Below are 24,290 nucleotides of genomic sequence, written 5' to 3' on the forward strand. Positions count from 1 at the left end.
AACTTGTCGGGAAGTGCGCAGCTCGCTGCGTGACTCGGAAGGCTGGTGTGAGGATGAGCCCGCCATGAAGCCGGGCCACTGTCACCGAGCGTTCCGGGCCGCGTTGTTCGCGGCCCTGTGCGTGCTGCTCGCCGCCACGGGTCACCTCCTGATGTCGGGGGCGGCCGCGCCGTGGTGGGCGCTGTGTGCCGCGACGGCCGCCGCGTCGGTGGCCGGCTGGTTCCTGTCCGCCCGGGAGCGCGGGCCGCTCCGGGTGACCGTGGCGGCCGTGGCCGTACAGGGCGGCCTGCACGCGGTGTTCTCGCTGGCACAGGCCCTCGTCCAGCCCGTCCTCCCGGCGGGGACTCCGCTCGCCCGGCAGTGGGCGGAGTACCTGACCTGCGGCGCGGGGTCCGCCGCCCCGTCCCCGGGCGGCGCCGGCGCGCACGCCGCCTCCCACGTTCACCACGCCCTTCACGACGCGGCGGGGCCGGTGTACGCCCCCATGGGCGGGCGGGCGGGTGCCGTGGGGCACGAGATGGCCGCGATGTCGCCCGCCGGGATGCTGACGGCCCACCTGCTGGCCGCCGTGTTGTGCGGATTGTGGCTAGCCCACGGCGAGCGGGCCGCCTTCCGCATCGCGCGGTGCGTCGCCGCGTGGCTGCGGACCCCACTGCGCCTGCTGCTGCGCACGGCGGCGCCCTCGTACCGGCCGCCCGTCCTCGTGCGCCGCCGGCACCGGTTCCGGGCGCCGCGGAGGCTGTTCCTCGTCCACGTCATCACCTCGCGGGGTCCTCCGGCGGGAACCGCTGTCCTCTGACAGCCGGTTCCCCGAGCACGCGGCCGCGGCCGCCCCGCGCGCCCCCGCGCCGTGCCTCGGGCATCGGCCGTGCCGTCCGGCCGGCCGCACCCCTTCACCGGTACCGCTCCAGGCGGCGCCGGCCCTTGCCCTAAGGACCCGTGGCGATGACCCCTGCCCTGCACACCGTTTCCCGTCCCGTCGGCGCGCGGCCCCGGCACACTCCCGATTCCGACGCGGCGGTGACCCGGCTGGCCCTCGCGGCCCGTGACGGCGACCCCGTCAAGACGGACCGGTTCGTGCGCGCGCTCCACCGTGACGTGTGGCGGTACGTGGCCTACCTGAGCTCCGACTCCCAGGCGGCCGACGACCTGACGCAGGACGTGTTCCTGCGGGCCCTCGGCGCCCTCCCCCGGTTCGAGGGCCGTTCCTCCGCCCGCACCTGGCTGCTGTCGATCGCCCGCCGCACGGTGGTGGACAGCGTCCGGCACGCCGCGGCCCGGCCCCGGACCGCGGACCGCGCCGACTGGCAGGCGGCCGCCGAGCAGGCCCAGCCGAGGGGCGTGCCGGGCTTCGACGACGGCATAGCCCTGGCGGAGCTGCTGGCCGGCATCCCGGCCGAGCGCCGCGAGGCGTTCGTCCTCACCCAGCTCCTCGGGATGCCGTACGCCGACGCGGCCGCGGCCATCGGCTGCCCGGTCGGTACCGTCCGCTCCCGCGTGGCCCGCGCCCGCCTGGCGCTGACCGCGCTCCTGACCGACCCCCAGCCGGGCCCCGCCGCCCCGCCGCACGCCCTCCACGGGCCGGGCGGGCGCGCGGGGGCGCGGCCGAAGGCGGCCTGACGCCCGGACGGCCCGCGCCCCGGGGGGGGGGCGGCGGGCCGTGCGCCGCGACGAGGTCGTCACCCAGCTCGGCCACCTGCCGCGCGCAGCCGCGCCCCCGGCATCCCGGTCGGCGCGGGCCCGCACCGGCGCGGACCGGGACCGCACGTCGCGGGCCGGACGACACGACCGGCGCGGGCCGCAAACCCGGCGCGGCGCGGGGTCGCATGCGCGGGCACCCTGCGGGTAGCCGCAGGGGAAAGGGAGGACCGTGCTTTGGAGCTATCCGACTGGCTGCTGACCACCCGCGACCGCGGCAATCCGGCGACCCGCCTGGACCGCCGCCGTCCGGGCGGGACGGCATGGGCGCACGGCAATCACGTACGGCCCCTGGTCCACGGCAGCACCTACTTCCGGGAGCTGCTCGCCGCCATCCGTGCCCAGCGGAGCGGGGACCTGCTGCTGTTCACCGACTGGCGGGGCGACCCCGACGAACGCCTCGACGGCGAGGGGACGGAGGTCGGCGGGGTGCTGCGCGAGGCGGCCGCACGGGGTGTGATCGTCAAGGGGCTGGTGTGGCGCTCCCACCTGGACGGCCTCCAGTTCAGCGAGGCGGAGAACCGCCACCTCGGCGAAGAGGTCGAGGCGGGCGGCGGCGAGTACCTCCTCGACATGCGGGTCCGCCCCGGGGGGTCCCACCACCAGAAGCTGGTGGTCCTGCGCCACCCCGGCCGCCCCGAGCGCGACGTCGCGTACGTCGGAGGCATCGACCTGTGCCACACCCGCAACGACGACGCCGCGCACCACGGCGATCCGCAGTCCGTGCCGTTCGCCGACGCCTACGGGCCCCGGCCTCCGTGGCACGACGTACAGCTGGAGGTGCGCGGTCCGGCGGTCGGCGACCTGGAGGCCGGCTTCCGCGAGCGGTGGGAGGATCCGGCGCCGCTGACCCGCAGCCCCCTGGTCCGGCTGCGACAGCTCGTCCACGGCGAGGACGAGCACGCCGACACCCTGCCGCCGCAGGCGCCCGACCCCGAGCCCTGCGGCACCCACACCGTGCAGGTGCTGCGCACCTATCCGAACCGCCTGTTCCGCGGTTACCCCTTCGCCCCAGACGGCGAGCGCAGCATCGCGCGCAGCTACCTCAAGGCCGTCCACCGGGCCCGGACCCTGATCTACCTGGAGGACCAGTACCTCTGGTCCCCGCAGGTCGTCGAGCACTTCGCCCGCGCGCTGGCCGCCCAGCCGGGGCTGCACCTGATCGCGGTCATCCCCACCGTCCCGGAACAGGACGGGCCCGTCTCCCTGCCGATGAACCTGGTCGGACGGGTCACCGCCCTGGAGCGGCTGCGCCGCGACGGCGGGGACCGGGTCGCGGTGTACGGGCTGGAGAACCACGCGGGCACACCCGTGTACGTCCACGCCAAGGTGTGCGTGATCGACGACGTGTGGGCGTCGGTGGGCTCCGACAACATCAACCTGCGGTCCTGGACCCACGATTCGGAACTCAACTGTGCCGTACTGGACTCCGCCGAGGACCCGCGCGAACCCCGCGACCCCGCCGGGCTGGGGGACGGCGCGCGGCGCTTCGCCAGGGAGCTGCGGCTGGAGCTCTCCCGCGAACACCTCGACGCCGAGCCGCCCCCGGAGCCCGGGCCGGACCCGGTCCCGTCCTCGTCCGGCCCGCCGCCGGACCCGCTCTGCGATCCGGTGCGCGCCTTCGGCCTGTTCGCGGAGTCGGCCGCGGCGCTCGACGCCTGGTACGACGGGGGCCGACGGGGGCCGCGGCCGCCGGGCCGGCTGCGCGCGTACCGCCCGCCCGAGCTGTCCCGGGCGACCAGGGCGTGGTCCCTGCCTCTGTACCGGCTGCTCGTGGATCCGGACGGCCGCCCGCTGCGGGTACGGCACCGCGACGCGTTCTGAGGAGCCCGGCCGGCCGGTGTGACGGAACGGGGCGCCACCGGCGGATCCGGGGGCCGTCGTGTCGACTAGGGTCGACGGGACAGCGGACCACGCACCGTACGACGAACGACCACGAGGAGCAGCCGTGAGCCAGCCGGCGTCCACCGCCCTGCAGCAGGAGATCGCCCGGGAACTGCAGGTGTCGCAGACCTTCGACGCCCAGCAGGAGATCGAGCGCCGGGTCGCCTTCCTCACCGAGCGGCTCACCTCCACCGGCCTGCGCTCCCTGGTGCTCGGGATCAGCGGCGGTGTGGACTCCACCACCGCCGGCCGGCTGTGCCAGCTCGCCGTCGAGCGCGCCCGCGCGGCCGGGCACGACGCGGCCTTCTTCGCCATGCGGCTGCCCTACGGCGTGCAGGCCGACGAGAAGGACGCCCAGCTCGCCCTCGGGTTCATCAACGCCGACCGGGTGCTGACCGTGGACGTCAAGCCCGCGAGCGACGCCGCCCTGGAGGCCTCCGTGGCCGGGGGCACCGTCTTCCGGGACGCCCGCCACCAGGACTTCGTCCAGGGCAACATCAAGGCCCGCCAGCGCATGATCGCCCAGTACACGGTGGCGGGTGCGCACGACGGCCTGGTCGTCGGCACGGACCACGCCGCGGAGGCGGTCTCCGGCTTCTTCACCAAGTTCGGCGACGGCGCCGCGGACCTCGTCCCGCTGACCGGCCTGACCAAGCGTCGGGTGCGCGCCGTCGCGGACGCCCTGGGTGCCCCCGCGCAGCTGGTGTGGAAGACGCCCACGGCGGACCTGGAGACCCTCGACCCGGGCAAGGCCGACGAGGACGCGCTCGGTGTCACGTACGACGACATCGACGACTTCCTGGAGGGCAAGCCGGTCGGTGAGCAGGCGTTCGAGACGATCGCCCGCCGCTACCGCCTCACCGAGCACAAGCGGCAGCTGCCGATCGCGCCGTAGGACGTGCGCGGGGTCCCACGGGACACGCGCCGGGCCCCGTGGGATGGTGGAGGGGGAGGCGCAGGGGGGACGGAACCGGCCCGGGACGGGGCGGCCGCGGTTTCGCGGCGGCCCGCCGGGGCGGGGAGAGGAACCCGGATGAAGGGCACGACGAAGAGCCGCGCGGCCACCGTCGCGTCCCGGCTGCTCGCGACCGCCGTACTGGCGGGCGGCGTGCTGGCGGGCGCCGGTCCGATGGCATCGGCGACGGATACGGGCGCGCCGGGTACGACGGCGCCGGGTACGACCACGGCGGATGGGCGACGGGCTCCGGCCGCGCCCTGCCCGAACACCCAGCTCGTGGTCAACAGCGCCCAGCGGGTGGGGGCGTCGGCGGTCCGCATCACCGTGATCAACGAAGGCCCGAAGCCGTGCGTGCTCCGGGGCTTCCCCACCGTGGCCCTGGCGGGCCAGGGTTCACCGGACAAGAACAGGCCGCTCCGTGTCGTCCGCGAAGGCCAGGCACGGGCGGTGACGCTGCCGGTCGGCGGACGGGCCTCGACACAGATCACCTTCTCGCCGGTGCTCGGCGAGGCCGACGGGTACTGCAAGTCCGGCGCCGCGCCGACCGTCGCGCCCTCGCTCGTCGTGGGCGTCGGCGGAGGAGGCCTCCAGGTGGCTCCGGAGGACGGCGGCGACTTCGCCCTGTGCGGCAACGGGGTGCGCGCCACCGCGTTCCGCTGAGGACCCTCGACCGGCCCCGGCCGGGGCCGGTCCGCCCGCGACCGTGACGGGAGCCGCACATGAAGGATCTGCCCCTGATACGACACCGCGTCACCGCCGTCGCGGCGGCGGCGCTGATGACGGGCGGCGTCCTGCTGGGGACCTCGGGCGCCGCAACGGCCGTCGCCGTCTCCCCGGTGGGGATCCCCGCCGAAGTGAGCCCGGCCGATCAGCAGGCCATCCTCGCGGAGACCAACGGCGTTCGCCGGCAGGCCGGTCAGCCGCCCCTGACGTGGGACACCGGGCTGGCCTCCGCCTCGCAGGCGTGGGCCGACGACCCCCGGTCCACCGCGGGCGGCGGGCTCCGGCACGACGACTCCGCCGCCGGCGCCGAGAACATGTCGGGAGCCCCGCCGAGCGGAGCCACCGCCCAATGGGCCGGCGAGAAGGCCGCCTACGACGCCGACTCCGACCACGACCCGGAGACCAACGCCGCCGGCTACGCCGCCTGGGGGCACTACGCCAACATGACCGACGGCTCGTACACGAAGATGGGTTGCGGGGCGAAGAGCGGCGTTCCCGTCCCCGGCGAGGGCTGGGTCACCGTGTGCCGCTACAACTGACCTGCCGTCAGACACCGTGCCGCCGACGGGTATTGCCGCTGCCCGGTCGAAAACCCGTGGCGACGCCACGGACCGGGCCGTTACGCTCCCCAGCGCCCCGGGCCGCCGCACAGCCGGCCGCCTTATTCCCCCGCGCAGCAAGGAGATCCGTGTCCCACGGGAAGATGCACGCCGACGAGGTCGACATCGACGCGGCACTGGTCGGGCGCCTGGTCGCCGCGCAGTTCCCCCAGTGGGCGGCGCTGCCCGTCACCCCGGTGCGCTCCGCGGGTACCGACAATGCCATGTACCGGCTGGGCGAGGACATGGTCGTGCGCCTGCCCAGGGTCCCCGGCGCCGCGGGCCAGGTGGCCAAGGAGCAGCGGTGGCTGCCGCTCCTCGCTCCCCACCTGCCGCTGGACCTGCCCGTGCCCCTCGGCGAGGGCGTGCCGGGCGAGGGCTTCGGCATGCCCTGGTCGGTGTACCGCTGGCTCGAAGGCGGAGACGCCCATGACGAGCCCCCGGCGGACCCGGCGGACGCGGCGACCGGTCTGGGCCGCTTCGTGGCGGCCCTGCGGCGGGTCGACGCCACCGGTGGGCCCCGGTCGTTCCGGGGCGGGCCGCTCGCCGGCCGTGACGACGACGTGCGCGCGGCGATCCGCGAGCTGGGCGCGGACGGCACCGTGGACGCCGACACCGCCACCGCCGCCTGGGAGGAGGCCCTGGGACTCCCCCAGTGGGAGGACGCACCGGTCTGGGTGCACGGCGACCTGCTGCCGGGAAACCTGCTGGTCCGCGGCGGAAGGATCAGCGCCGTCATCGACTTCGGCACCGTCGGGGTCGGCGACCCCGCCTGTGACATGCTGCCCGCCTGGACCCTGCTCACGTCCGCCAACCGCGACCGGTTCCGCGACGCCGCGGGGGCCGACGACGGGACCTGGGCGCGCGGGCGCGGCTGGGCCCTGTGCTTCGGGCTCACGGCCCACCGCTACTACCGGGTGACGAACCCGGTGCTCGCCGGCATCGGCGGGCGCGCGGTGTCCGAGGCCCTCGCCGACTTCCGCCGGGCGGCCTGAGCCGGCCCCGGCCGCCGGCCCGGGCACCGCCCCGGACCGCCCGTCGCCGGGCGTCCGTCGCGGCCCGGGCGCTGTGACTCCGCCCACCCGCACTTGACCCACGAAGGAAGGGTTACCTAAGTTCATGGGCATGAGCCCGCACCACCCCACCCCTCCCCCCGGCCAGGACGGCCCCGCCGACCGGCCGGACGGCGTCCCGCCGGTCGCATTCACCGTCGACCTCACCTCCCAGGAAATGCTCCGGAGGACCCAGGTGATGGCCGCCCTCGGTTCGGACTGGGACCCACTGGAGGTGCTGCGCGGCGAGGAGGCGGCGTACGACCTGTTGTACTCCGGCCTGGACGACGAGCAGCAGCGCGTGTACGAGGACCTGGTCGCGGCCGGGGTCCTCCCCCGGCGCGGGGGTGGCCATGCTGCCGCTTGACCCCCAGGCGGACATCGGCCGCCGGGCGTGGGTGGCCTGCCCCAACTGCGACGACACCCGGTCGTGCGAGCCGTGCGGGGAGGGGCGTACGTGCTCCCTGCACTGGCGCTACATGCTCTCCAACTCCGGCAGCCTGCTCCACCTCCAGTGCCCGGGCTGCACGCACATCTGGTCCCACGAAACCGGCTTCGGCGCGACCCGCTCCCTGTGGAGCCGCATCACCAGCGGCCTGACCCGCTGACCCGGCCGGCGGCCGGGGCCGGAACCCGACGCCGCCCGGGCCGCCCCGGCAACCGGGCCCCGCGGGCGCCCCGTTGCCCTTCCCGGTGCAGGATGACGGCATGGAACCCCTGCTCGCCTCCCTGCCCGACGCGTTCCGGACCGTCCGCTACGCCGCCTCCCGCTACCCCGGATCGCCCGCGGTGAGCCGGCTCCCCGGCCTCGCCCCGGGCGCCAACTGCCAGCTCTTCGCCTACGAGGTGCTGCGGCACTTCGGCAGGTACGTGCCCCCGCTGCGCTCCAGCGAACTGTGGGACGACACCCGGCACACCACGCGGGTCACGGAGCCCGGGGTGCTCGACCTGCTCTTCTTCAACGCGGATCCGGAGCCGTTCGGCGCGCACGTCGGTGTGTGGGCCGGTGACGACGCGGTCCTCCACCTCTGCGCGGAAGTGGGCCGCCCGGCCCTGTGGAGCCTCGCGGACTTCACCGCCCGGTCCCGATACCGCGTCCTGCTCGGCGCCAAACGGGCGGGCCCGTCCGGCGATCCGGAGACCCGGTCACGGCACTAGAACGCGCCGGCCCCCACCACGTAGAAGATGCCGAGGCCGACGATCACGCACATGCCCTGGATGATCCAGAACCGGACCACGACGAGGACTTCGGACCAGCCCTTGAGTTCGAAGTGGTGCTGGAGCGGGGCCATGCGGAAGACGCGCTTCCCGGTCAGTTTGAAGGAACCGACCTGGATGACGACCGACATCGTGATGAGTACGAAGAGGCCGCCGAGCAGGGCGAGCAGCAGTTCGGTCCGCGAGCAGATGGCGAGGCCCGCGAGCGCGCCGCCGAGCGCGAGGGAACCGGTGTCGCCCATGAAGATCTTCGCGGGTGAGGTGTTCCACCACAGGAAGCCGAAGCAGGCACCCATCAGGGCCGAGGCGACGACGGCCAGGTCGAGGGGGTCGCGCACCTCGAAGCAGCCGGAGGGCTCGACCAGGGCCAGGGCGTCGGCGCACGACTTCTGGAACTGCCAGACGCCGATGAAGGTGTACCCGCCGAAGACCATCACCGCGGCGCCGGTGGCCAGTCCGTCGAGGCCGTCGGTGAGGTTCACGCCGTTGGACATCGCAAGGATCATGAACAGGGCCCAGACGACGAACAGCACGGGGCCGAGCGACCAGCCGAAGTCCGTGACGAACGAGATCCGCATGGAGGCCGGCGTCTGCCCGCGTCCGTCGGCGAACTGGAGGGACAGGACGGCGAAGGCGATGCCGACGGTCAGCTGTCCGGACATCTTCGCCTTGGCCCGCAGGCCCAGCGAACGCCGCTTGACGATCTTGATGTAGTCGTCGACGAACCCGACGAGTCCCATGCCGGCCATCAGGAACAGGACCAGTACGCCCGGGTAGGTGGGGGGCTCGCCGGTGAGCAGCTTGGTGAGCGCGTACGCCACGAGCGTGGCCGCGATGAAGGAGATGCCGCCCATGGTGGGCGTGCCCTTCTTCCCCGCGTGTCCGCGCGGGCCGTCGTCGCGGATGAACTGTCCGTATCCCTTGCGGGCCAGGACCTTGATCAGCAGCGGGGTGCCGGTCAGGGTGAGGAGAAGGCCCAAGACCCCTGCGAAAAGTATCTGGTTCACCGCCCCATCATCCCTTCCGGGGTCCGCGGGCCCGGCGGGTGGTCGGCCGTCAGGCCCGTGCGGGGCCGGGGCGCCGGCCGCGACGACGGCGCCGGCCGTGAAAGCGCGGAGGAAGTACCAAGGTCGCCTTTGCAGTCATCCTGTATGACCGTTATCGTCGGTTTCATGGACGTGGTGGACCCAGTGGACTCGGTGGACACTCCGGAGCCGACGGAGCCGACGGAACCGACGGACCCCGACGACGCGGGGCAGCGGCTCCGGGAGACCGCCGAGGAGCTCCAGCTGGTCGTGGGCCTGATGGTGCGGCACATGCGCATGGCCTCCGCCGGGAGCGGGGTGACGCTCTCGCAGGTATCGGTCCTCAAGCGCCTCGACCGTGACGGTCCCCGGACGGTCACCGACCTGGCCCGGGCCGAGAAGATCCGCCCCCAGTCCCTCAACGCCACGGTCGCCGCCCTCCGGGCCGGCGGCTACGTCGAGCGCACCCCGCACCCCACGGACGGCCGCCGCAAGGTCATCGCCGTGACGGACCGGGGCCGCCGCCTCGTGGCCCGGCGCCAGGAGGCGGGCCGCGGCCGGCTGGCCGACCTGATGGGCCGCCGCCTCACCCCCGCCGAGCAGCGGACCGTGGCCGAGGCGGTCCCGCTCCTGCGACGGCTCGCCGAAGCCTGACGCCCACCCGGGCGGGCATCCCGCTCCGCCCGGGTCCCACCGACGGAGGAAGCACCCCCCATGAGCGACGCCCTGACCATCGACGACGACACCGCGCTGGTCCTCATCGACCTGCAGAACGGCATCCTGGCCCTGCCCACCACCCGGCCCGCCGACGAGGTCCTGCGCCGGGGCGTCCGGCTCGCGGAGGCCTTCCGCGCCCGCAAGCTCCCCGTGGTCCTGGTCAAGGTCGCCTGGTCCCCCGACGGCGGCGACCTGCCCACCCTCGAAGTCGACCGCCCCGGCCCCGCCTCCGCACCGCCCGCCGCGTTCTCCGAGATCCCCGCCGAGCTCGCCGCCCTGGGCGACGTCGTGGTCACCAAGCGGCACTGGGGCGCCTTCACGGGGACCGAGCTCGACCTCCAGCTCCGCCGCCGCGGCGTCCACCGCATCGTCCTGGCCGGCATCTCCACCAGCATCGGCGTCGAATCCACCGCCCGCACGGCCTGGGAACACAGCTACCGGCTGGTGTTCGCCGAGGACGCCACCGCCGACACCGACCCCGAGGCGCACGCCCACAGCTTCGGCCGGATCTTCCCCCGGATCGGCAAGGTGAGCACCACGGACGAGATCGTCGACGCCCTCGGCGCCTAGGCCGTCCCTTCCGGATCTTGCTGGGCCGGGGCCGCCCGGAAGCCCTGCCTCCGGCGGCGTACGCTGGATGGAACGCCGCACCTCGCGCCTCCGGGGCGCCCGCGCCGGGCAGCCCGTACCCCATGAGGTGCACGCTCGCCGCGCACGATCCAGGGAGGCGGCGCGTGACCGATCCGTTCGGCTTCCTCAGGATCCCCCGCGAGCCCGTCCCGGCCCGCCCCGTCGGGGAGCGGCTGCGCGACTGGCGCGAGGTCCACGCGGGGCAGACGCTGCTCCCGCTCGTCTCCCGGCAGGCCGGCCGCTGCATGGACTGCGGGATCCCGTTCTGCCACGTCGGCTGCCCGCTCGGGAACCTCATACCCGAGTGGAACGCGTACGCCGCACAGGGCGACTGGCTCGCCGCGTACGAGCGCCTGCACGCCACCAACAACTTCCCGGAGTTCACCGGCCGGCTCTGCCCGGCGCCGTGCGAGGACGCCTGCGTCCTCACCATCAACGCGGATCCGGTGACCATCAAGAACGTCGAACAGGCCATCGCGGACGAGGGGCTGCTCCGCGGCTACATGGCGGCGCGGCCGCCGGAGCGGCGCAGCGGCAGGACGGTGGCCGTCATCGGCTCCGGGCCGGCCGGACTGGCCGCCGCGCAGCAGCTGACGCGGGCCGGGCACACGGTCGTCGTCCACGAACGGGCCGACCGGATCGGCGGCCTGCTGCGCTACGGCATCCCCGAGTTCAAGATGGAGAAACGGCACCTCGACCGCCGGATCGAGCAGATGCGGGCCGAGGGCACGCTCTTCGTGACGGACTCGGACATCGGCGGCGCGGTCGGCGCCGACGGCCTGCGGGACCGCTGCGAGGCGCTCGTCGTCGCGATCGGAGCCGGGGAGCGCCGGGAGCTGCCGGTGCCGGGGCGGGAGCTGGACGGCATCCATCAGGCGATGGACTACCTGACCTTCGCCAACCGGGTCCGGGAGGGCGACCTCGCCGTGGCGCCTGTCACGGCCGAGGGGCGGCACGTGGTGATCGTCGGAGGCGGTGACACCGCCTCGGACTGTCTGGGCACGGCCCTGCGGCAGGGCGCCCTCTCCGTGATCCAGCTGGACATCAACCCGGAGCCCGGGCCCGGCCGGGAGGACGGCGAGCCCTGGCCGGTGTACCCGAAGGTGTACCGGATCTCCCACGCGCACGCCGAGGCCCGCGGCCGCGCGGGCCGCGACCCCCGGCTGTTCTCCAGCGCCACCCTGTGCTTCGAGGGGGACCCTGCGGGCCGGGTGCGGGCGCTGCACCTGAGCGCCGTCGAGCCGGCCGCCCGCAGGCCCCTGACCGGCACCGAGCGGGTACTGCCCGCCGGCCTGGTCCTGCTGGCGCTGGGCTTCGGCGGCCCGGAGCGGGCGGGCGGGCTGCGCCGGCAGCTGGGGCTGGAGCTCGACGGCCGCGGGAACCTGGCCCGCGACGACGGTTTCGCGGCCTGCGGAGGGCGGGCGCCCGGGGTGTTCGTCGCGGGCGACGCCGGCCGGGGGCAGTCGCTCGTGGTGTGGGCCATCGCGGAGGGCCGGGCGGCGGCGGCCGCGGTCGACCGCTACCTGACCGGCTCCACCTGTCTTCCGGCGCCGATAGCCGCCCACGACCGGCCGATGACGGCCCTGGGCCGCATGCGCTACGGAACGCAATAGCGCGGCGGGCGGCCCGGGACCCTCCCGGCGGGCTCAGGCCTTGCGGCGGGCGAGGCCGGCCGCCACCAGGAGGGCGGTGACGATCACGAGGGCCGCGTCGACCGCCAGGACCGTCCGTACCCCGCCGAAGAGGGAGTCGCCGGTGGTGGCCAGGACACCGAGCAGCGGGATGCCGATGGTGATGCCGACCTGCTGGGTGGTGGTGACGAGGCCGGTGGCCAGGCCCTGCTCATCGTCGGGCACGCCGCTGGTGACGGTCACCCCGTACGAGATGATCGCGCCGAGGTGGCACATGCTGGCCAGCGATACGGCGACGGTCGCGAGCAGTGCGCCGGACTGCGTGCCCACGCCGAGCAGCGCGGCGGTGAACAGGCCCTGGCCCAGCAGCCCGCCGGCCAGCGTGCGGCGGGCGCCGAAGCGGCCGATGATCCGGGGGGCGTACGTGCCGGCGAGGACGGAGGCGATGCCCTGGACTCCGAAGACCAGTCCCGTGCGGAAGGGGGAGAGGCTCAGGGTCTCCTGGAGGTAGAGGGTCAGGACGAAGACGACCGTGGACATCATCGAGAAGGTCACCAGGCCGCCGATGTTGCCCCAGGCGACGGTGCGCCGCTTGAGCATGGGCAGCGAGACCAGCGGCGCCGGGGACTTCGACTCGACCACCACGAAGGCGGCGAGCAGGACGAGCCCGGCGGCCAGGGTGCCCCACACGTCGGGGCCGCCGAAGCCGCGCTGGGCCGCCGTCGACAGGGCGTAGATCAGGGCGAGCAGGCCGCCGGTGACGGTGACGGCGCCCGGTACGTCCAGCCGGGGCCGCTGCGGGGTGCGGGACTCGGGCAGCAGTCGGGGTGCCAGGCACAGCACGATCAGGGCGGCGAGGGCGAGCAGGCCCATCGTGGAGCGCCAGCCGAGGGTGTCGGTCATGACGCCGCCGAGCACCATGCCGACGGTGAAGCCGAGGGACAGCAGGGTGCCGGAGATGCCCAGCGCCCGGTCGCGCAGGGGGCCTTCGGGGAAGGTGGTGGTGAGCAGGGCCATGCCGGTCGGGACGATGGCCGCCGCGCCGAGGCCCTGGAGGGCGCGGCCGGTGAGGAAGGACGCCGGTCCCCAGGCGAGGGTGGCGAGGACCGATGCCGCGCCGAAGACCGCGAGGCCGGTCAGGAACAGCCGCTTGCGGCCGTACAGATCGGCGATCCGGCCGAAGAGGAGCAGGAAGCCGCCGGAGGGCAGGGCGAAGGCGGTGACGGCCCATTGGAGGGCCGACTGGCCGAGGCCGAGGTCCTTGCCGAGGACGGGCAGCGCCACGTTCAGTACGGAGAAGTCGAGCGCCACCATGAACTGGGCGGCGCAGAGCACGAAGAGGACGAGCCGGGCCCGGCCGGAGAGCCGGTCGCCGCCGGGCTGCTCGGGGCTCGTGGCGGCGGGGGACGTCGTATCGGGTGCGGTGGTCGTGGTCGGTGTGTCGATCGCCATGGTCACACCATCACGGCCGGGGAATGCCCGTGCAGAGTGGGAACTTATCCTGTTGGCGGCACCACCAGGGAGCCGACTGGGGGGATTCCGTGGCCATACCGATCGACCAGCACCGCCGGACGGAACTGCGCGGGTTCCTGATGAGCAGGCGCGCGAGGATCACTCCGGCGGAGGCGGGCCTCCCCGACGGAGGGGCCCGCCGGCGGACACCGGGCCTGCGCCGGGAGGAGGTCGCCGTGCTGGCCGGGGTCGGGGTGTCCTGGTACCAGTGGCTGGAGCAGGGCCGCGACATCACGGTGTCCGCTCAGGTCCTGGACGCGGTGAGCCGGGTGCTGAAGCTGACGAGCGCCGAGCGCCGGCACCTGTACGTGCTGGCCGGACTCAATCCGCCCGCGCTCGAAGTCGCCCCGGGTGACCGGGACATGTGCCACGGCATGAAGCGACTGATCGACGCCTGGATGCCGTTCCCGGCGCACATCATGGACGCGTACTGGAACACGGTGATGTACAACGAGTCGGCCGCGCTGGTCTTCGGGATGCGTCCCGAGATCGTGCAGAACTGTCTGATCGACTTCTTCACCGACCCCATCTACCGCAGTCGGGCGACGCATTGGGAGCGGGTGGCCGGCGAGGTCGTGGCCCAGTTCCGGGCGGCCTGCTCGGAACATCCGGAGGACGAGGGGTTCCAGCAGGTCGTGGCGCAGGCGCGGGAGTTGAGCCCGGAGTTCGCCGCGTTGTGGTCGCGGCGGGACGTGCGTCCCGGCGGGCAGCTGGAGAAGCAGATGGAACACCCGCTGGCCGGTGCGCTGTACGTCGAGTCGACCCAGTTGCGGGTGCCGGCCCGGCCCGACCTGTCGATCGTGCTGCACACCCCGCTGCCGGGCACGGACACCGCCGAGAAGCTGGAGTGGCTGACGTCCCCGGAGGGGCGGCGCGGGCTGATGTACCCCGTCGCCGGCTGAAGCGCCGGTTTCCGGTACGGGCTGGGCCGGCGGCCGTGGTTCAGGCCCGGCGGGAGCCGAGGGTCTCGACGGCGCCGACCATGCGGTCCCAGAACCGTTCGGTGTCCAGGGTCACGGCGACCTTCGCGTTGACGGGGCGGCCCAGGTAGCGGTGGAGGTCCACGACCGTGGCCCCGCGGGTGTGGGTGCCGTGCAGTTCCACCGCGACGTGCGCGTCCACGCAGCCCACGATCGTCGGGTCGATGACCCGGGCCACCGCGACCGGGTCGTGCAGCGGCGGGTGGGGCATGCCCCACAGGCGGTGGTAGGCGGAGGCGAAGTAGGCGAGCAGTTCGGCGCAGGTGCGGCCGAGTTCGGTGCCGAGGCCTTCGAAGCGGGCCAGGACGTCGGGGGTGGCCAGGGCCTGGTGGGTGACGTTGAGCCCGCACATGGTGAGGGGCACTCCGCTGCCGAAGACGACGGCCGCGGCCTCCGGGTCGGTGTAGACGTTGAACTCGGCGGCCGGGGTGCGGTTGCCCCGCTCGGTGGACCCTCCCATCAGCACGATCTCCCGGATCCGGGAGGCGCATTCGGGATAGCGGGTCAGCAGCAGGGCGATGTTCGTCAGCGGGGCGGTCGGCACGAGCGTGACGGGCTCGGGGTGTTCGCTCAGGATCCGGTGGATGACGTCCACGGCGTGCCCGGGGACCACGTCGACCTCGGGGGGCGGGAAGCGGGGTCCGTCGAGCCCGGACTCGCCGTGCACGTCGGCGGCGACGGCCAGCGGCTGGAGCAGCGGGCGGTCGCACCCGGCGGCGAGGGGCACGTCGGTGATCCCGGCGAGGGTGCACACGCGGCGGGCGTTGAGGGTGGTCTTGTCCAGGGTCTGGTTGCCCGCGACGGTGGTGATGGCCAGGAGGTCGACCGCGGGGTCGGCGGCCGCGAGCATGATGGCGAGGGCGTCGTCGTGGCCGGGGTCGCAGTCGATGATCATCGGTACGGGCACGGGCGGTCCTCCGCGTCGGTTTGCCGGACGGGCCCAGTGTGCCCGCGCCGGGCCGTGCGGGCCGCCCGTTCCGGCGCGCCGGGGCGCGCGTCGCCCGGTACCTGTCCGGATCCCGCCCCCGCCCGCCGCCCCGGTCCGGCGGGGAGGCGCGGCCCGGTGCGGGCCGCTCGGGTGCGGCTTTCTTAGCGGAACGTTAGATCTGTGCGGCGGACCTTGTCCGGTGGCGGCGGCCCCCCGCATGCTCTGGGCACTCCCCCACCGCCGGGGCGTTTCCCCTCTCCCATCAGGGACTTCCCTCTGGAGCCGCCATGTCCTCGTCCGTCGCCGTGCCCGCGCCGCCACCCGCGGACGAACGCCGGAAGCGCCGCCTCGCCCTGATCGGCGGGTCGCTGGGCAATCTCGTCGAGTGGTACGACTGGTTCGTCTACGCCAGCTTCGCGATCTACTTCGCGGACTCGTTCTTCCCCGGCGACAATCCGACCACGCAGCTGATGAACACGGCGGGGATCTTCGCCGTCGGCTTCCTGATGCGCCCCGTCGGCGGGTGGATCCTCGGCCGGGCGGCCGACCGGCACGGCCGCAAGAGCGCGCTCACGCTCACCGTGACGATGATGTCGGTGGCGGCCCTGCTCATCGCCGTCGCCCCGACGTACGGCCAGGCCGGCTACTTCGGCGCCCTGGTGCTGCTGCTCGCGCGGCTGCTCCAGGGGATGAGCATCGGCGGCGAGTACGCGGCCAGTGCCACCTACCTCACCGAGGCGTCGGCCCGCAACCGGCGCGGGCTGGGCTCGTCGTTCCAGTACGTGTCGATGACCTGCGGCCAGCTCCTCGGCCTGGGCATCCTCATCACGATGCAGCACACGCTCACCACGGCCCAGCTGGAGAGCTGGGGCTGGCGGATCCCGTTCGTCCTCGGGGCCCTGTTCGCGGTGGTCGTCTTCTGGCTGCGGCGACGGCTCCAGGAGACCGACGCGTTCAAGGAACAGTCGTCGGGCGACGCCGCCCACGACGACAGCACGCGCGGCACGCTGAAGGTCCTGTGGCAGCACCGGCGGCAGGCCGGACTGGTCATGGCGCTCACCCTCGGCGGCACCGTGGCCTACTACACGTACACCACCTACCTGACCAAGTACCTGGTCGGCAGCGCGGGCCTGCCGAAAACCACGGCCACCCTGGTCAGCTTCACCGCGCTGGCGCTCTTCGCGGTGCTCCAGCCCTTCGCCGGGATGCTGTCCGACCGGATCGGCCGCCGCCCGCTGCTGATCACCTTCGCGGTGGGCTGCACGGTCGGCACGTACCCGATCATGACCGCGCTCGGCTCGGCGTCCTCGTACTGGTCCGCGCTGGGGCTGTCCCTGCTCGCCCTGGTGATCGTCACCGGCTACACCTCCATCAACGCGGCGGTCAAGGCCGAGCTGTTCCCCACCCGGGTGCGGGCCCTGGGCGTGGCCCTGCCGTACGCGATCGCCAACGCCCTCTTCGGCGGGACGGCGGAGTACGTGGCGCTGTGGTTCAAGAAGAGCGGCCACGAGAGCATGTTCTTCTGGTACGTCTCCGGGTGCGCGCTGATCTCCCTCGTCACCTACGTGCTGATGCCGGACACCCGCAACGCGGCGCTGAGCCGTGCCGAGGAGGAGGCCGACGCGACCGCGCGGGCGGCTGCCGCCGACGGCGGGGCGGCCCGGCCGGAGCCGACGGCCCCGGCGGAGGCCGCGCGCTGACCCGCCCCGGTGACCGGGGGCGACGGCTCCCGTAGGCTGCTGCCTCCCAGGTCACGCGTCACACGAGGGAACCGTCTATGCACGCGCTGCTCGTCGAGGACGACGACCGCATGGCGCACGCCCTCGCGACCGCGCTCGCCCAGCGCGGCCACAGCGTCCGCAGGGTCGGCCGGGCCCTGGACGCCCTGCGGCACGTGCACGAGGCCGAGTTCGTGCTGCTCGACCTGGGGCTGCCCGACCTCGACGGACTGGAGCTGCTGCGCCGGCTGCGGACCGTCTGCGACGCCCCGCTGATCGTGGTGACGGCGCGCTGCGGGGAGCGGGACATCGTGCAGGGGCTGCGGGCCGGCGCCGACGACTACGTGGTCAAACCGTTCCGGATGGCCGAGCTGATGGCCCGCATCGACACCGTCCGCCGCCGGACGGGCGCCCGCCCGGGTCCCGCGGGCGCCGAGCCGGCGGAGGCCGCCGGGCGGACGGTGCGGAGCGGGGACGTCGAGGTGGACCTGGCCGGGCGGACCGTGACGGCGGCGGGCCGCCCCGTCCGGCTGACCCGCCGGGAGTTCGACGTACTGGCCTTCCTGGCCGGCCGGCCCCACGAGGTGCACTCCCGGGAGGAGATCCTGGACCGGATCTGGGGAGACGCCTTCCTCGGCGCGTCCCGCTCCCTGGACGTGCACGTGGCGGGCATCCGCTCGAAGACCGGCCGCCCCGGGCTGGTGCGCACCGTCCGCGGCTACGGGTACCAGCTCGGTGCGCCGGCCGCCCCGGACGGACCGGACGACGGGCCGGACGGGCCGGACGACGGGCGCGGCACGGCGAGCGGGCGGGACGGCGGGCCGTGAGGCGCCGGCTCCTCGCGGTCCTGACGGTGCTCATGGGAGTCGCCGCGCTGCTGCTCAGCGTCCCCCTGGCCGACGCCTACGCCCGGGGCCGGACCGAGCACCTGCTCCTGCAACGGCGTTCGGAGGCCGTACGGTTCGCCGACCTCGCCGAGCGGATGCGCACCGACGCCGACCGGTCCGAGCTGTCCTCGGAGATCCGCCGGTACGCCGAGCTGTACGGGGCCGGGGTCGTCGTGGTCGACACCGGGGGCGCCACGGTCGCACGGGCCGGAACGTGGCGCTCCGGTGAGGGGGCGGCCGCGGACGCCCGGGGCCGCGCCCTCACCGGCCGGTCCACCGACCGGCTGCCGACCCTGCGCCCCTGGGGTCCGGACACGGTCGTGCTCGCGGAGCCGGTGGGCCGGGACGAGCGGGTCAGCGGAGCCGTCCTGATGTCCCTGCCCACGGACGCGGCCCGGCGGGACGTGACGCTGCGCTGGGCGCTCATCGCGGCCGGGGCGGTCGCCGCCTTCGCGGCGGCGGCGCTGGTCGCCGCGGGCATCGCGCGCTGGCTGCTGCGGCCGCTCCTCGACCTGGACCGGGCGGTGGAGAAACTGGCCGCCGGAAGCCTCCGGGCGCGGGCCGTGTCCGGCACCGGGCCGCCCGAGCTGCGCCGGCTGCGGCTCCACTTCAACGCCATGGCGCAGGCCATGGCCGACTCCATCGGCCGCCAGCGCGACTTCGTCGCCGACGCCTCCCACCAGCTGCGCAACCCGCTGGCCACGCTCGTCCTGCAACTGGAGAACGTCGAGCCGTACGTCGCCGCCGGGCCCGGCCTGGCCGAGCACGCCCGGGCCCTGGACGAGGCGGAGCGCCTGGAGGAACTGCTCGACGGCCTGCTGGCCCTGGCCCGCGTGGAGTCCGGCACGGCCGAGCTGCACGACCAGGACGTGTCGGGGGCGGTGCGCGCCCGGGTGCGGGCGTGGACCCCCGTGTTCGCCGGGGCCGGGCTGGAACTGACGTGCGCGTGCCCCGCGGAAGGGCTGCGTGCGCGCGGCCTGCCCGACGCGGCGGGCCGGGTCCTGGACGCGGTCCTCGACAACGCGGTCAAGTTCGTGCCGCCCGGCGGCCGCGTGGAGGTGAGCGCGCTGCTCGGCGCGGACGGGGAGGCCGTCGTACGGGTCGCCGACGACGGGCCGGGCGTGCCCGAGGGGCAGCGGGATCTGCTGCTGCGGCGTTTCGCCCGCTCCCCCGCGCACCAGAACGTGCACGGCAGCGGGCTGGGGCTGGCCATCGCCGAGGAGATCGCCCGCGTCAGCGGGGGCCGGCTCGGTGTGAGCGGCAACGTGCCGCACGGTTTGGTCGTGGAGCTCCGGCTGCCGCCCCCGGCTCCCGCGTGAGCGGCCCGTGGCCGCTCAGCCGTACACCTCCCGGTAGTGCGCGACCGCGCCGGGGTGGAGGGGGACCGCGCCGGTCGAGATGGCGAAGCGGGGCTCCAGCCGGGCCCCGGCGGTCACCTCCCGCAGCAGGTCGCGCCACCGGTCGAAGACCACCCGGAGCAGGTCGCGCACCGCGCCGTCCGGTACGCCCCGGCGGGCCAGGAGGTAGTTGCCGACGCCTATGGTCGCCACCGGTGCGGTCAGCCCGTACACCCCGGCCGGGAGCGTGACCGCCGTGTAGACGGGGCCGTACCGCTCGCGCAGCGCGCTCACGTGGCCGTCGAGCGGCAGGAACCGTACGGGGCGCTGCCCGGTCAGCTCGGCCAGGGCGGGGGTGGGGACGCCCCCGGACCAGAACAGCGCGTCGACCGCGCCCTCGCGCAGCGCCGACACCGACTCGGCGAGGCCCAGTTCCCGCTCCCGCGCGGCGGCGCCGCCGTCGACTCCGGCGGCCCGCAGCACGCGGCCCGCCACCACCCGCACCCCCGACCCGGCCGCGCCGGCCGCGACGGGGCGTCCCGCGAGCTGCTCCACCGCGCGGACGGGCCCGTCGCGCGGGACGAGGAGGTGGGTGTAGTTCACGTAGATCCGGGCCAGGGCCGTCACCGGGGCGGGCCGTGCGAACGGTTCCCGCCCCAGGACCGCGTCCTCGGCCGCGTCGGCCATGGCCAGGGCCAGGTCGACGGATCCGTCCTCCAGCTGCCGCAGGTTGTCCACGCTGGCGGCGGTGGCGACCGGGACGATCTCCAGGCCGTGGCCGCTCGCGGCTACGGCCCGGGCCAGGGCCCGGCCGAACGCGTTGTACGGGCCGCCCTCCGGGCCGGTGGCGAGCCGCAGCCGCCGCACCGGTCCGGAGCCGGCGGAGCACCCGGTCAGCGCGGCCGCGACCGCCCCGAACCCGGCTCCCATCACCCGTCGGCGGCTGGGCTCTGCTCTGGTCACGCCGCCAGCGTAGGGGCTGCCCGGCCGGGTCCGGTACGGGCCCCGGCTGCCGAAAACCCGTCGCTGCCGGGCCCGCTTCCCGTGATCATGGCGGGTATGCGCAACGAACCCGTCGAGCAGGCACGCCGCATCGCCCGTGACCGCTTCCCCGATGCCCTCTCCGTGATCCTGGCCGGGTCCACGGCCTCCGGGCGGGCCACGGCGAGCAGCGATCTGGACATCGCGGTACTCGTCGCGGACGGGGCCGGGACGGCCCGGGAGACGGTCCGCTCCGAAGGGCGCGTCGTGGAACTGTTCGTGCACACCCGCACGGGTCTCGCCGAGCTCTTCGCCGCGGACCGCGCCTCGCGTCGCGCGGTCCTCCAGCACATGTACGCCTCGGGTCTGGTGCTGGCCGATCCGCGGGGCGACGCCGTCCGGGCCCGCGCCCTGGCCGAGGCGGACCTGCGGCAGGGTCCGCCCGCGCTGGACCCGCAGACCGTGGAGACCCGGCGGTACTCGCTGACGGACGCGCTGGACGACCTCGCCGACGCCCGGGACCGCTTCGAGGGGCTGGCCGTGGCCGGGTACGTGCTGGGCGCCGCGGCCGAGCTGCTCTGCGACCACCACCGGGCGTGGACGGGCGGCGGCAAGTGGCTGCCGCGGCGTCTCCTGGAGGCGGACGCGTCCCGCGGGGGCGCGCTGCTCGACGGGCACCTGCGGATGTGCGAGTCGGGCGACCCGGCGCCGCTGGCGGCCGCGGCGTCGGAGGTCCTCGCCCTGACCGGCGGGCCCCTGCGCGAGGGCTACCGCCGGACCTGGCGGGGTGTCGCCGGACCGCTCCCCGCGCCTGGGCGGTGACGTCCGCCCCGGGCCCCGGGGCCCGGGGCGGCGTCCTCGCCGGCGGCAGGACCCCCGCCAAGGGGGGACGGCCTACGACGAATCCGCACAACCTCCGTCGGCCCGTGGTCGGTTTCCGGCCCCGGGGTGGCCGGGATCATCGTTCCGTGACCGCTTGCCGGACACGTACGTTCCGTCGTGTGCGCTCCCGGCACGGGTACGGAACCAGCCCGCGGGGCGTGTGTTCCCGAGGACCGGCGGGACGCGCGACACCGACGTCGCGCGGGCCCGGGGTCCGGCACAGACAAGACGGAGGAGCCGCCCCATGGCTGTCGAAGGCCAGGACTACACCCGCGTGAACGGCTCCGCTCCGTCCGACACGGGAACCGGACCGGTCACGGTGGAGGCCTTCTTCTGGTACTCCGACTCGCACTCCTTCGAGCTCCAGCCGGTCCTGGACGCGTGGCGGAGCGGCCAGGGCGAGCGGGTCGCGCTCCGGTGGCTCCCCGCCGACTTCGACCGCAAGCCGGGGAGCCGCCAGAACTTCAAGCCGCAGCAGCGGCTGCACTTCGCGCTGGAGGCCCTGGGAGCCGTCGGCTTCCACGAGCGGGCCTTCAGTGCGATCCACCGGGGCCGCACGTACCTCAACACCGATGGGGCGATCCTCGCCTGGGCCGCCGAACAGGGCCTGGACCCGGCCGCCTTCGCCGCCGCCTTCGCCTCGCCCGAGGTGGACGCCGGGGCCCGGCGGGCCGACGCCCTGCTCCAGGCGTACGGCATCCAGGGGGTGCCGGCCCTGGTGGTCGACGGGCGGTTCCTGACCGGGCCGGGGCTCGTCCGGGAGACCTCGCCCGGCTTCCCGGGGACGCTGGCCGTCCTCGACGGGCTGGTGGCCGAGGTGCTGTCCGGGCGGGCGGCGGGGGCTCACCCGGTCGGGCGCCGCGCGGGGTTCTGAACTGGCCGTTCGGCGGCGGCGTACCTCCCGGGCCACCGGCCGGGCCGGGCGTCCCGGGCAAGCGGACGCGCCGGGCAGGCCGTGCGGCGGCACGTGCCCGGACCGGCGGCGCGGGTGCGTACGGCCCGCGACACGGGTGGCCGGTTCACGCCGGACCTCGGTCACCCTCCGCCGGTGATTCATTACTGTGTGCGGCGACCGCCAGCCCGCACCGAAGGAGTCCCGCGTGGAGCGCAGCCGTACCGACCTGAGGATCCGTGCCGTCCTCGCCGCGATGGGCGTCACCGCCGCCCTCGCGACCGCCCCCGCCGCCCAGGCGGCCCCGGCCGAGCCCGCCGGCCCGGCGGCCGTCTCCGCCGCGGCCGCCCCGTGCACCGGCGAGTTCAAGGGCGACAAGCGGCTCGGCCCCAAGCGCCTGCCGCACAAGTGGCAGCCGCCGGTCGGTCCGCTGCTGTCCCACTACCACCGCACGGGGCGGCTCTCCTCCTCCGAGTTCCTCAAGAAGTACTGGGAGGGCCCGGCCGACACCGGCGGCTGGAAGTACCCGCCGAACGACGGCTTCGCCGAGGTCAACGGCAACGTCGACAAGGCCCCCGAGCTGCTGCTGGAGGGGGAGGTCCTGGACCGCTTCGGCTCCGAGTTCGGCTCGTACCTCGCCCCGGCCGGGGACGCGTACGCCAAGCGGGCACTGCCCCCGCAGAACCTCAACACCCGCGAGGCGGAGTTCCCCTGCGACTACCACGTCTACCGGGTCACCAAGCGGTTCGTCGTCTGGGAGGGCTCCATCGCCCCCTGGTTCGAGCAGCCGGGCGGGGGACGGCAGATCAAGCTGGACCCGGCGTTCCTCGACCCGGGCGCGGGACAGCGGCTGAACGTCAAGTGGCTGCTCGACCAGGGCTACCTGGTCCGGGTCGCCCCGTGAGCGACCGGCGGGCACTCGGCCGGGCCCTCGCGGAGGCCGGGGTGCCCGCCGGGCACTACTGGATCGAGGGCGTGCACGAACCCGCTCCCACCCCGCCCGACTTCGCGTACCTGCGCGCGCGGCCGGGCGGGGGCTGGGAGACCGGGGTGTACGAGCGGGGTGCGTACGAGCCCGTCGCCGAGCACGCCACGGAGGCCGGGGCCTGCGCCCACCTGCGCGGCCTGCTCGGTGTCTGAGCCGGTCCGCCGGGTCAGGCGGCGGGCTTGGGGCGGGTGGTGCCGGGCAGGCAGGTGACCGCCCGGTTGAAGGTCTCGAACGCGCCGGCCGGGTTCTTCTTCCACAGCCACAGGTGCAGGGCGTAGTGCACCGGCTGGCCGGGGAAGTTCCCGCGCTGCGGTCCCTTGAAGGGGATGCCGAACATCGTGGGACGGTCGTCGGCCGTCGCCGTGTCCTGGTCCCGGTCGTACACGACCCACTGGACCCCGGTGAGGCGCTTGCCCCCGCGCCCGTCGTCCTCGTAGAAGAGGGCGGCGGGCTTCGCCGGGTCGACGGAGTTGTCGTAGCCGTGGTTGAAGTGCGGGTAGCCGAGCGCTCCGGCTCCCGCCCGCTCCACGCAGTACTTGTCCGGTACGTAGCCGGCCTTCACCGCGGCGGCGTGCAGCTGGAACGGCGCGGTCGCCCGGTAGACCGCCGCGCGGTCGGCGGCGGCCTTGGCGGTGTCCACGCCGGTGGCGGCGGGGGCGGCGACGGCCGCCAGGGTGGCGAGCGAGGCGGCCGCGGCGAGGGTGAAGGTCAGGGTTCGGGCCATGGGGGGCTCCTGGGGGGCGTCGTCCGGGGGAAGCCGGCCGGGCGGGGGCCGTGACGGCACGGCGCGGGCCCCGTCGCGGCGGGCCGGCCGCACCAGCAGCCCTTCCCCGCTCCGGGCCGCCGCCACCGGGTCCGTTCGGACGGCTGACGGCCGGTCGGCGGACGCTCCGGGTGCCTCCGTACCCCCCGGGCCGGCCCTGCCACCGCCGCCGGCCGGGGCGGGCCCGGGTCGTTGCGGCCCCGCGCACGCGGGCGTCCGGCTCACTCGAACGAGCAGCGGCCCGTTTCACGGTCCGGCGCCGCAGGGAACCCGTGAGTCGCCGGACG

26 protein-coding genes are annotated in these 24,290 nt (G+C 75.0%); 21 read left to right on the forward strand and 5 right to left on the reverse strand.

Annotated elements, in window-relative coordinates; genetic code table 11:
* Positions 1-64 precede the first annotated feature (64 nt).
* The 10 genes from ABZZ17_RS07690 to ABZZ17_RS07735 all read left to right on the forward strand — a co-directional run bounded on the left by ABZZ17_RS07690 (position 65) and on the right by ABZZ17_RS07735 (position 8,072).
* Positions 65-799 carry a hypothetical protein gene (locus tag ABZZ17_RS07690; protein WP_356873119.1) on the forward strand — a complete coding sequence of 245 codons (735 nt, stop codon included), beginning with the start codon at positions 65-67 and terminating at the stop codon, positions 797-799.
* 146 nt (positions 800-945) lie between these two features.
* Positions 946-1,620, forward strand: a complete 675-nt coding sequence (locus tag ABZZ17_RS07695; RefSeq protein WP_356873121.1) for a sigma-70 family RNA polymerase sigma factor — start codon at positions 946-948, stop codon at positions 1,618-1,620.
* Positions 1,621-1,875: 255 nt separating this feature from the next.
* Positions 1,876-3,522 (forward strand): phospholipase D family protein, encoded by a 1,647-nt coding sequence (locus ABZZ17_RS07700; RefSeq protein ID WP_356873123.1) that lies wholly within the window; start codon positions 1,876-1,878, stop codon positions 3,520-3,522.
* A gap of 124 nt (positions 3,523-3,646) precedes the next feature.
* Positions 3,647-4,477: an ammonia-dependent NAD(+) synthetase gene (gene nadE, locus ABZZ17_RS07705; RefSeq protein WP_356873125.1), complete on the forward strand. Its 831-nt coding sequence runs from the start codon at positions 3,647-3,649 to the stop codon at positions 4,475-4,477.
* 138 nt (positions 4,478-4,615) lie between these two features.
* On the forward strand, positions 4,616-5,200 hold the full coding sequence (locus ABZZ17_RS07710; protein ID WP_356873127.1) for a DUF4232 domain-containing protein: 585 nt from the start codon (positions 4,616-4,618) through the stop codon (positions 5,198-5,200).
* Positions 5,201-5,259: 59 nt separating this feature from the next.
* A complete protein-coding gene (locus ABZZ17_RS07715; RefSeq protein WP_356873129.1) occupies positions 5,260-5,802 on the forward strand; it encodes a CAP domain-containing protein in 543 nt (180 codons plus the stop codon).
* A gap of 149 nt (positions 5,803-5,951) precedes the next feature.
* Positions 5,952-6,857 (forward strand): aminoglycoside phosphotransferase family protein, encoded by a 906-nt coding sequence (locus ABZZ17_RS07720; RefSeq protein WP_356873131.1) that lies wholly within the window; start codon positions 5,952-5,954, stop codon positions 6,855-6,857.
* 124 nt (positions 6,858-6,981) lie between these two features.
* Positions 6,982-7,281, forward strand: coding sequence for a DUF6400 family protein (locus ABZZ17_RS07725; RefSeq protein ID WP_356873133.1), 300 nt, complete (start codon positions 6,982-6,984; stop codon positions 7,279-7,281).
* Entirely contained in the window at positions 7,268-7,522 is a 255-nt protein-coding gene (locus ABZZ17_RS07730; RefSeq protein WP_356873135.1) for a hypothetical protein, read from the forward strand. The genes ABZZ17_RS07725 and ABZZ17_RS07730 overlap by 14 nt, the downstream gene beginning before the upstream one ends.
* 100 nt (positions 7,523-7,622) lie before the next feature.
* Positions 7,623-8,072 carry a hydrolase gene (locus tag ABZZ17_RS07735; RefSeq protein ID WP_356873137.1) on the forward strand — a complete coding sequence of 150 codons (450 nt, stop codon included), beginning with the start codon at positions 7,623-7,625 and terminating at the stop codon, positions 8,070-8,072.
* Here ABZZ17_RS07735 and mraY read toward each other — a convergent pair.
* The gene (gene mraY / locus ABZZ17_RS07740) at positions 8,069-9,139 is read right to left on the reverse strand and encodes a phospho-N-acetylmuramoyl-pentapeptide-transferase (protein WP_356873139.1); all 1,071 of its coding nucleotides are present in this window, start codon (positions 9,137-9,139) and stop codon (positions 8,069-8,071) included. The two genes, ABZZ17_RS07735 and mraY, sit on opposite strands and share 4 nt — an antisense overlap.
* A 165-nt stretch (positions 9,140-9,304) precedes the next feature.
* Here mraY and ABZZ17_RS07745 point away from each other — a divergent pair, with 165 nt between their 5' ends.
* The 3 genes from ABZZ17_RS07745 to ABZZ17_RS07755 all read left to right on the forward strand — a co-directional run bounded on the left by ABZZ17_RS07745 (position 9,305) and on the right by ABZZ17_RS07755 (position 12,117).
* Positions 9,305-9,811 carry a MarR family transcriptional regulator gene (locus ABZZ17_RS07745; protein ID WP_356873141.1) on the forward strand — a complete coding sequence of 169 codons (507 nt, stop codon included), beginning with the start codon at positions 9,305-9,307 and terminating at the stop codon, positions 9,809-9,811.
* Positions 9,812-9,871: 60 nt separating this feature from the next.
* Positions 9,872-10,444: a hydrolase gene (locus tag ABZZ17_RS07750; RefSeq protein ID WP_356873143.1), complete on the forward strand. Its 573-nt coding sequence runs from the start codon at positions 9,872-9,874 to the stop codon at positions 10,442-10,444.
* Between the two features lie 164 nt (positions 10,445-10,608).
* Positions 10,609-12,117 carry a glutamate synthase subunit beta gene (locus ABZZ17_RS07755; RefSeq protein WP_356873145.1) on the forward strand — a complete coding sequence of 503 codons (1,509 nt, stop codon included), beginning with the start codon at positions 10,609-10,611 and terminating at the stop codon, positions 12,115-12,117.
* Between the two features lie 33 nt (positions 12,118-12,150).
* On the opposite strand, the gene ABZZ17_RS07760 is transcribed toward ABZZ17_RS07755, so the two are convergent.
* On the reverse strand, positions 12,151-13,587 hold the full coding sequence (locus ABZZ17_RS07760; RefSeq protein ID WP_356873147.1) for an MFS transporter: 1,437 nt from the start codon (positions 13,585-13,587) through the stop codon (positions 12,151-12,153).
* 140 nt (positions 13,588-13,727) lie between these two features.
* Here ABZZ17_RS07760 and ABZZ17_RS07765 point away from each other — a divergent pair, with 140 nt between their 5' ends.
* Entirely contained in the window at positions 13,728-14,549 is an 822-nt protein-coding gene (locus ABZZ17_RS07765; protein ID WP_356873257.1) for a helix-turn-helix transcriptional regulator, read from the forward strand.
* A gap of 40 nt (positions 14,550-14,589) precedes the next feature.
* Here ABZZ17_RS07765 and ABZZ17_RS07770 read toward each other — a convergent pair whose 3' ends face one another.
* Positions 14,590-15,534 (reverse strand): nucleoside hydrolase, encoded by a 945-nt coding sequence (locus ABZZ17_RS07770; RefSeq protein WP_356873149.1) that lies wholly within the window; start codon positions 15,532-15,534, stop codon positions 14,590-14,592.
* A gap of 308 nt (positions 15,535-15,842) precedes the next feature.
* Here ABZZ17_RS07770 and ABZZ17_RS07775 point away from each other — a divergent pair, with 308 nt between their 5' ends.
* The 3 genes from ABZZ17_RS07775 to ABZZ17_RS07785 all read left to right on the forward strand — a co-directional run bounded on the left by ABZZ17_RS07775 (position 15,843) and on the right by ABZZ17_RS07785 (position 19,479).
* Complete coding sequence (locus tag ABZZ17_RS07775; protein ID WP_356873151.1) at positions 15,843-17,255, forward strand: MFS transporter; 1,413 nt, start codon at positions 15,843-15,845, stop codon at positions 17,253-17,255.
* A 77-nt stretch (positions 17,256-17,332) separates the two neighbouring features.
* Positions 17,333-18,100: a response regulator transcription factor gene (locus ABZZ17_RS07780; RefSeq protein ID WP_356873153.1), complete on the forward strand. Its 768-nt coding sequence runs from the start codon at positions 17,333-17,335 to the stop codon at positions 18,098-18,100.
* The gene (locus ABZZ17_RS07785) at positions 18,097-19,479 is read left to right on the forward strand and encodes a HAMP domain-containing sensor histidine kinase (protein WP_356873155.1); all 1,383 of its coding nucleotides are present in this window, start codon (positions 18,097-18,099) and stop codon (positions 19,477-19,479) included. Before ABZZ17_RS07780 ends, ABZZ17_RS07785 begins: the two co-directional genes overlap by 4 nt.
* 15 nt (positions 19,480-19,494) lie before the next feature.
* On the opposite strand, the gene ABZZ17_RS07790 is transcribed toward ABZZ17_RS07785, so the two are convergent.
* Positions 19,495-20,460, reverse strand: coding sequence for a TAXI family TRAP transporter solute-binding subunit (locus tag ABZZ17_RS07790; protein WP_356873157.1), 966 nt, complete (start codon positions 20,458-20,460; stop codon positions 19,495-19,497).
* 96 nt (positions 20,461-20,556) lie between these two features.
* Between ABZZ17_RS07790 and ABZZ17_RS07795 the strand changes: the two genes are divergently transcribed.
* The 4 genes from ABZZ17_RS07795 (at position 20,557) to ABZZ17_RS07810 (ending at position 23,392) form a co-directional block, all read left to right on the forward strand.
* Positions 20,557-21,300 carry a nucleotidyltransferase domain-containing protein gene (locus ABZZ17_RS07795; protein ID WP_356873159.1) on the forward strand — a complete coding sequence of 248 codons (744 nt, stop codon included), beginning with the start codon at positions 20,557-20,559 and terminating at the stop codon, positions 21,298-21,300.
* 304 nt (positions 21,301-21,604) lie between these two features.
* Entirely contained in the window at positions 21,605-22,234 is a 630-nt protein-coding gene (locus tag ABZZ17_RS07800; protein WP_356873161.1) for a thiol:disulfide interchange protein DsbA/DsbL, read from the forward strand.
* A gap of 274 nt (positions 22,235-22,508) precedes the next feature.
* Positions 22,509-23,156, forward strand: a complete 648-nt coding sequence (locus tag ABZZ17_RS07805) for a TNT domain-containing protein (protein ID WP_356873259.1) — start codon at positions 22,509-22,511, stop codon at positions 23,154-23,156.
* Complete coding sequence (locus tag ABZZ17_RS07810; protein ID WP_356873163.1) at positions 23,153-23,392, forward strand: hypothetical protein; 240 nt, start codon at positions 23,153-23,155, stop codon at positions 23,390-23,392. The genes ABZZ17_RS07805 and ABZZ17_RS07810 overlap by 4 nt, the downstream gene beginning before the upstream one ends.
* A 14-nt stretch (positions 23,393-23,406) precedes the next feature.
* Here the strand turns inward: ABZZ17_RS07810 and ABZZ17_RS07815 are convergent, their stop codons facing one another.
* On the reverse strand, positions 23,407-23,964 hold the full coding sequence (locus ABZZ17_RS07815) for a hypothetical protein (RefSeq protein ID WP_356873165.1): 558 nt from the start codon (positions 23,962-23,964) through the stop codon (positions 23,407-23,409).
* Positions 23,965-24,290 lie beyond the last annotated feature (326 nt).

Origin of the sequence: Streptomyces sp. NPDC006512, from assembly GCF_040611935.1 — a bacterium.
In the GTDB taxonomy this organism is placed as follows: domain Bacteria; phylum Actinomycetota; class Actinomycetes; order Streptomycetales; family Streptomycetaceae; genus Streptomyces.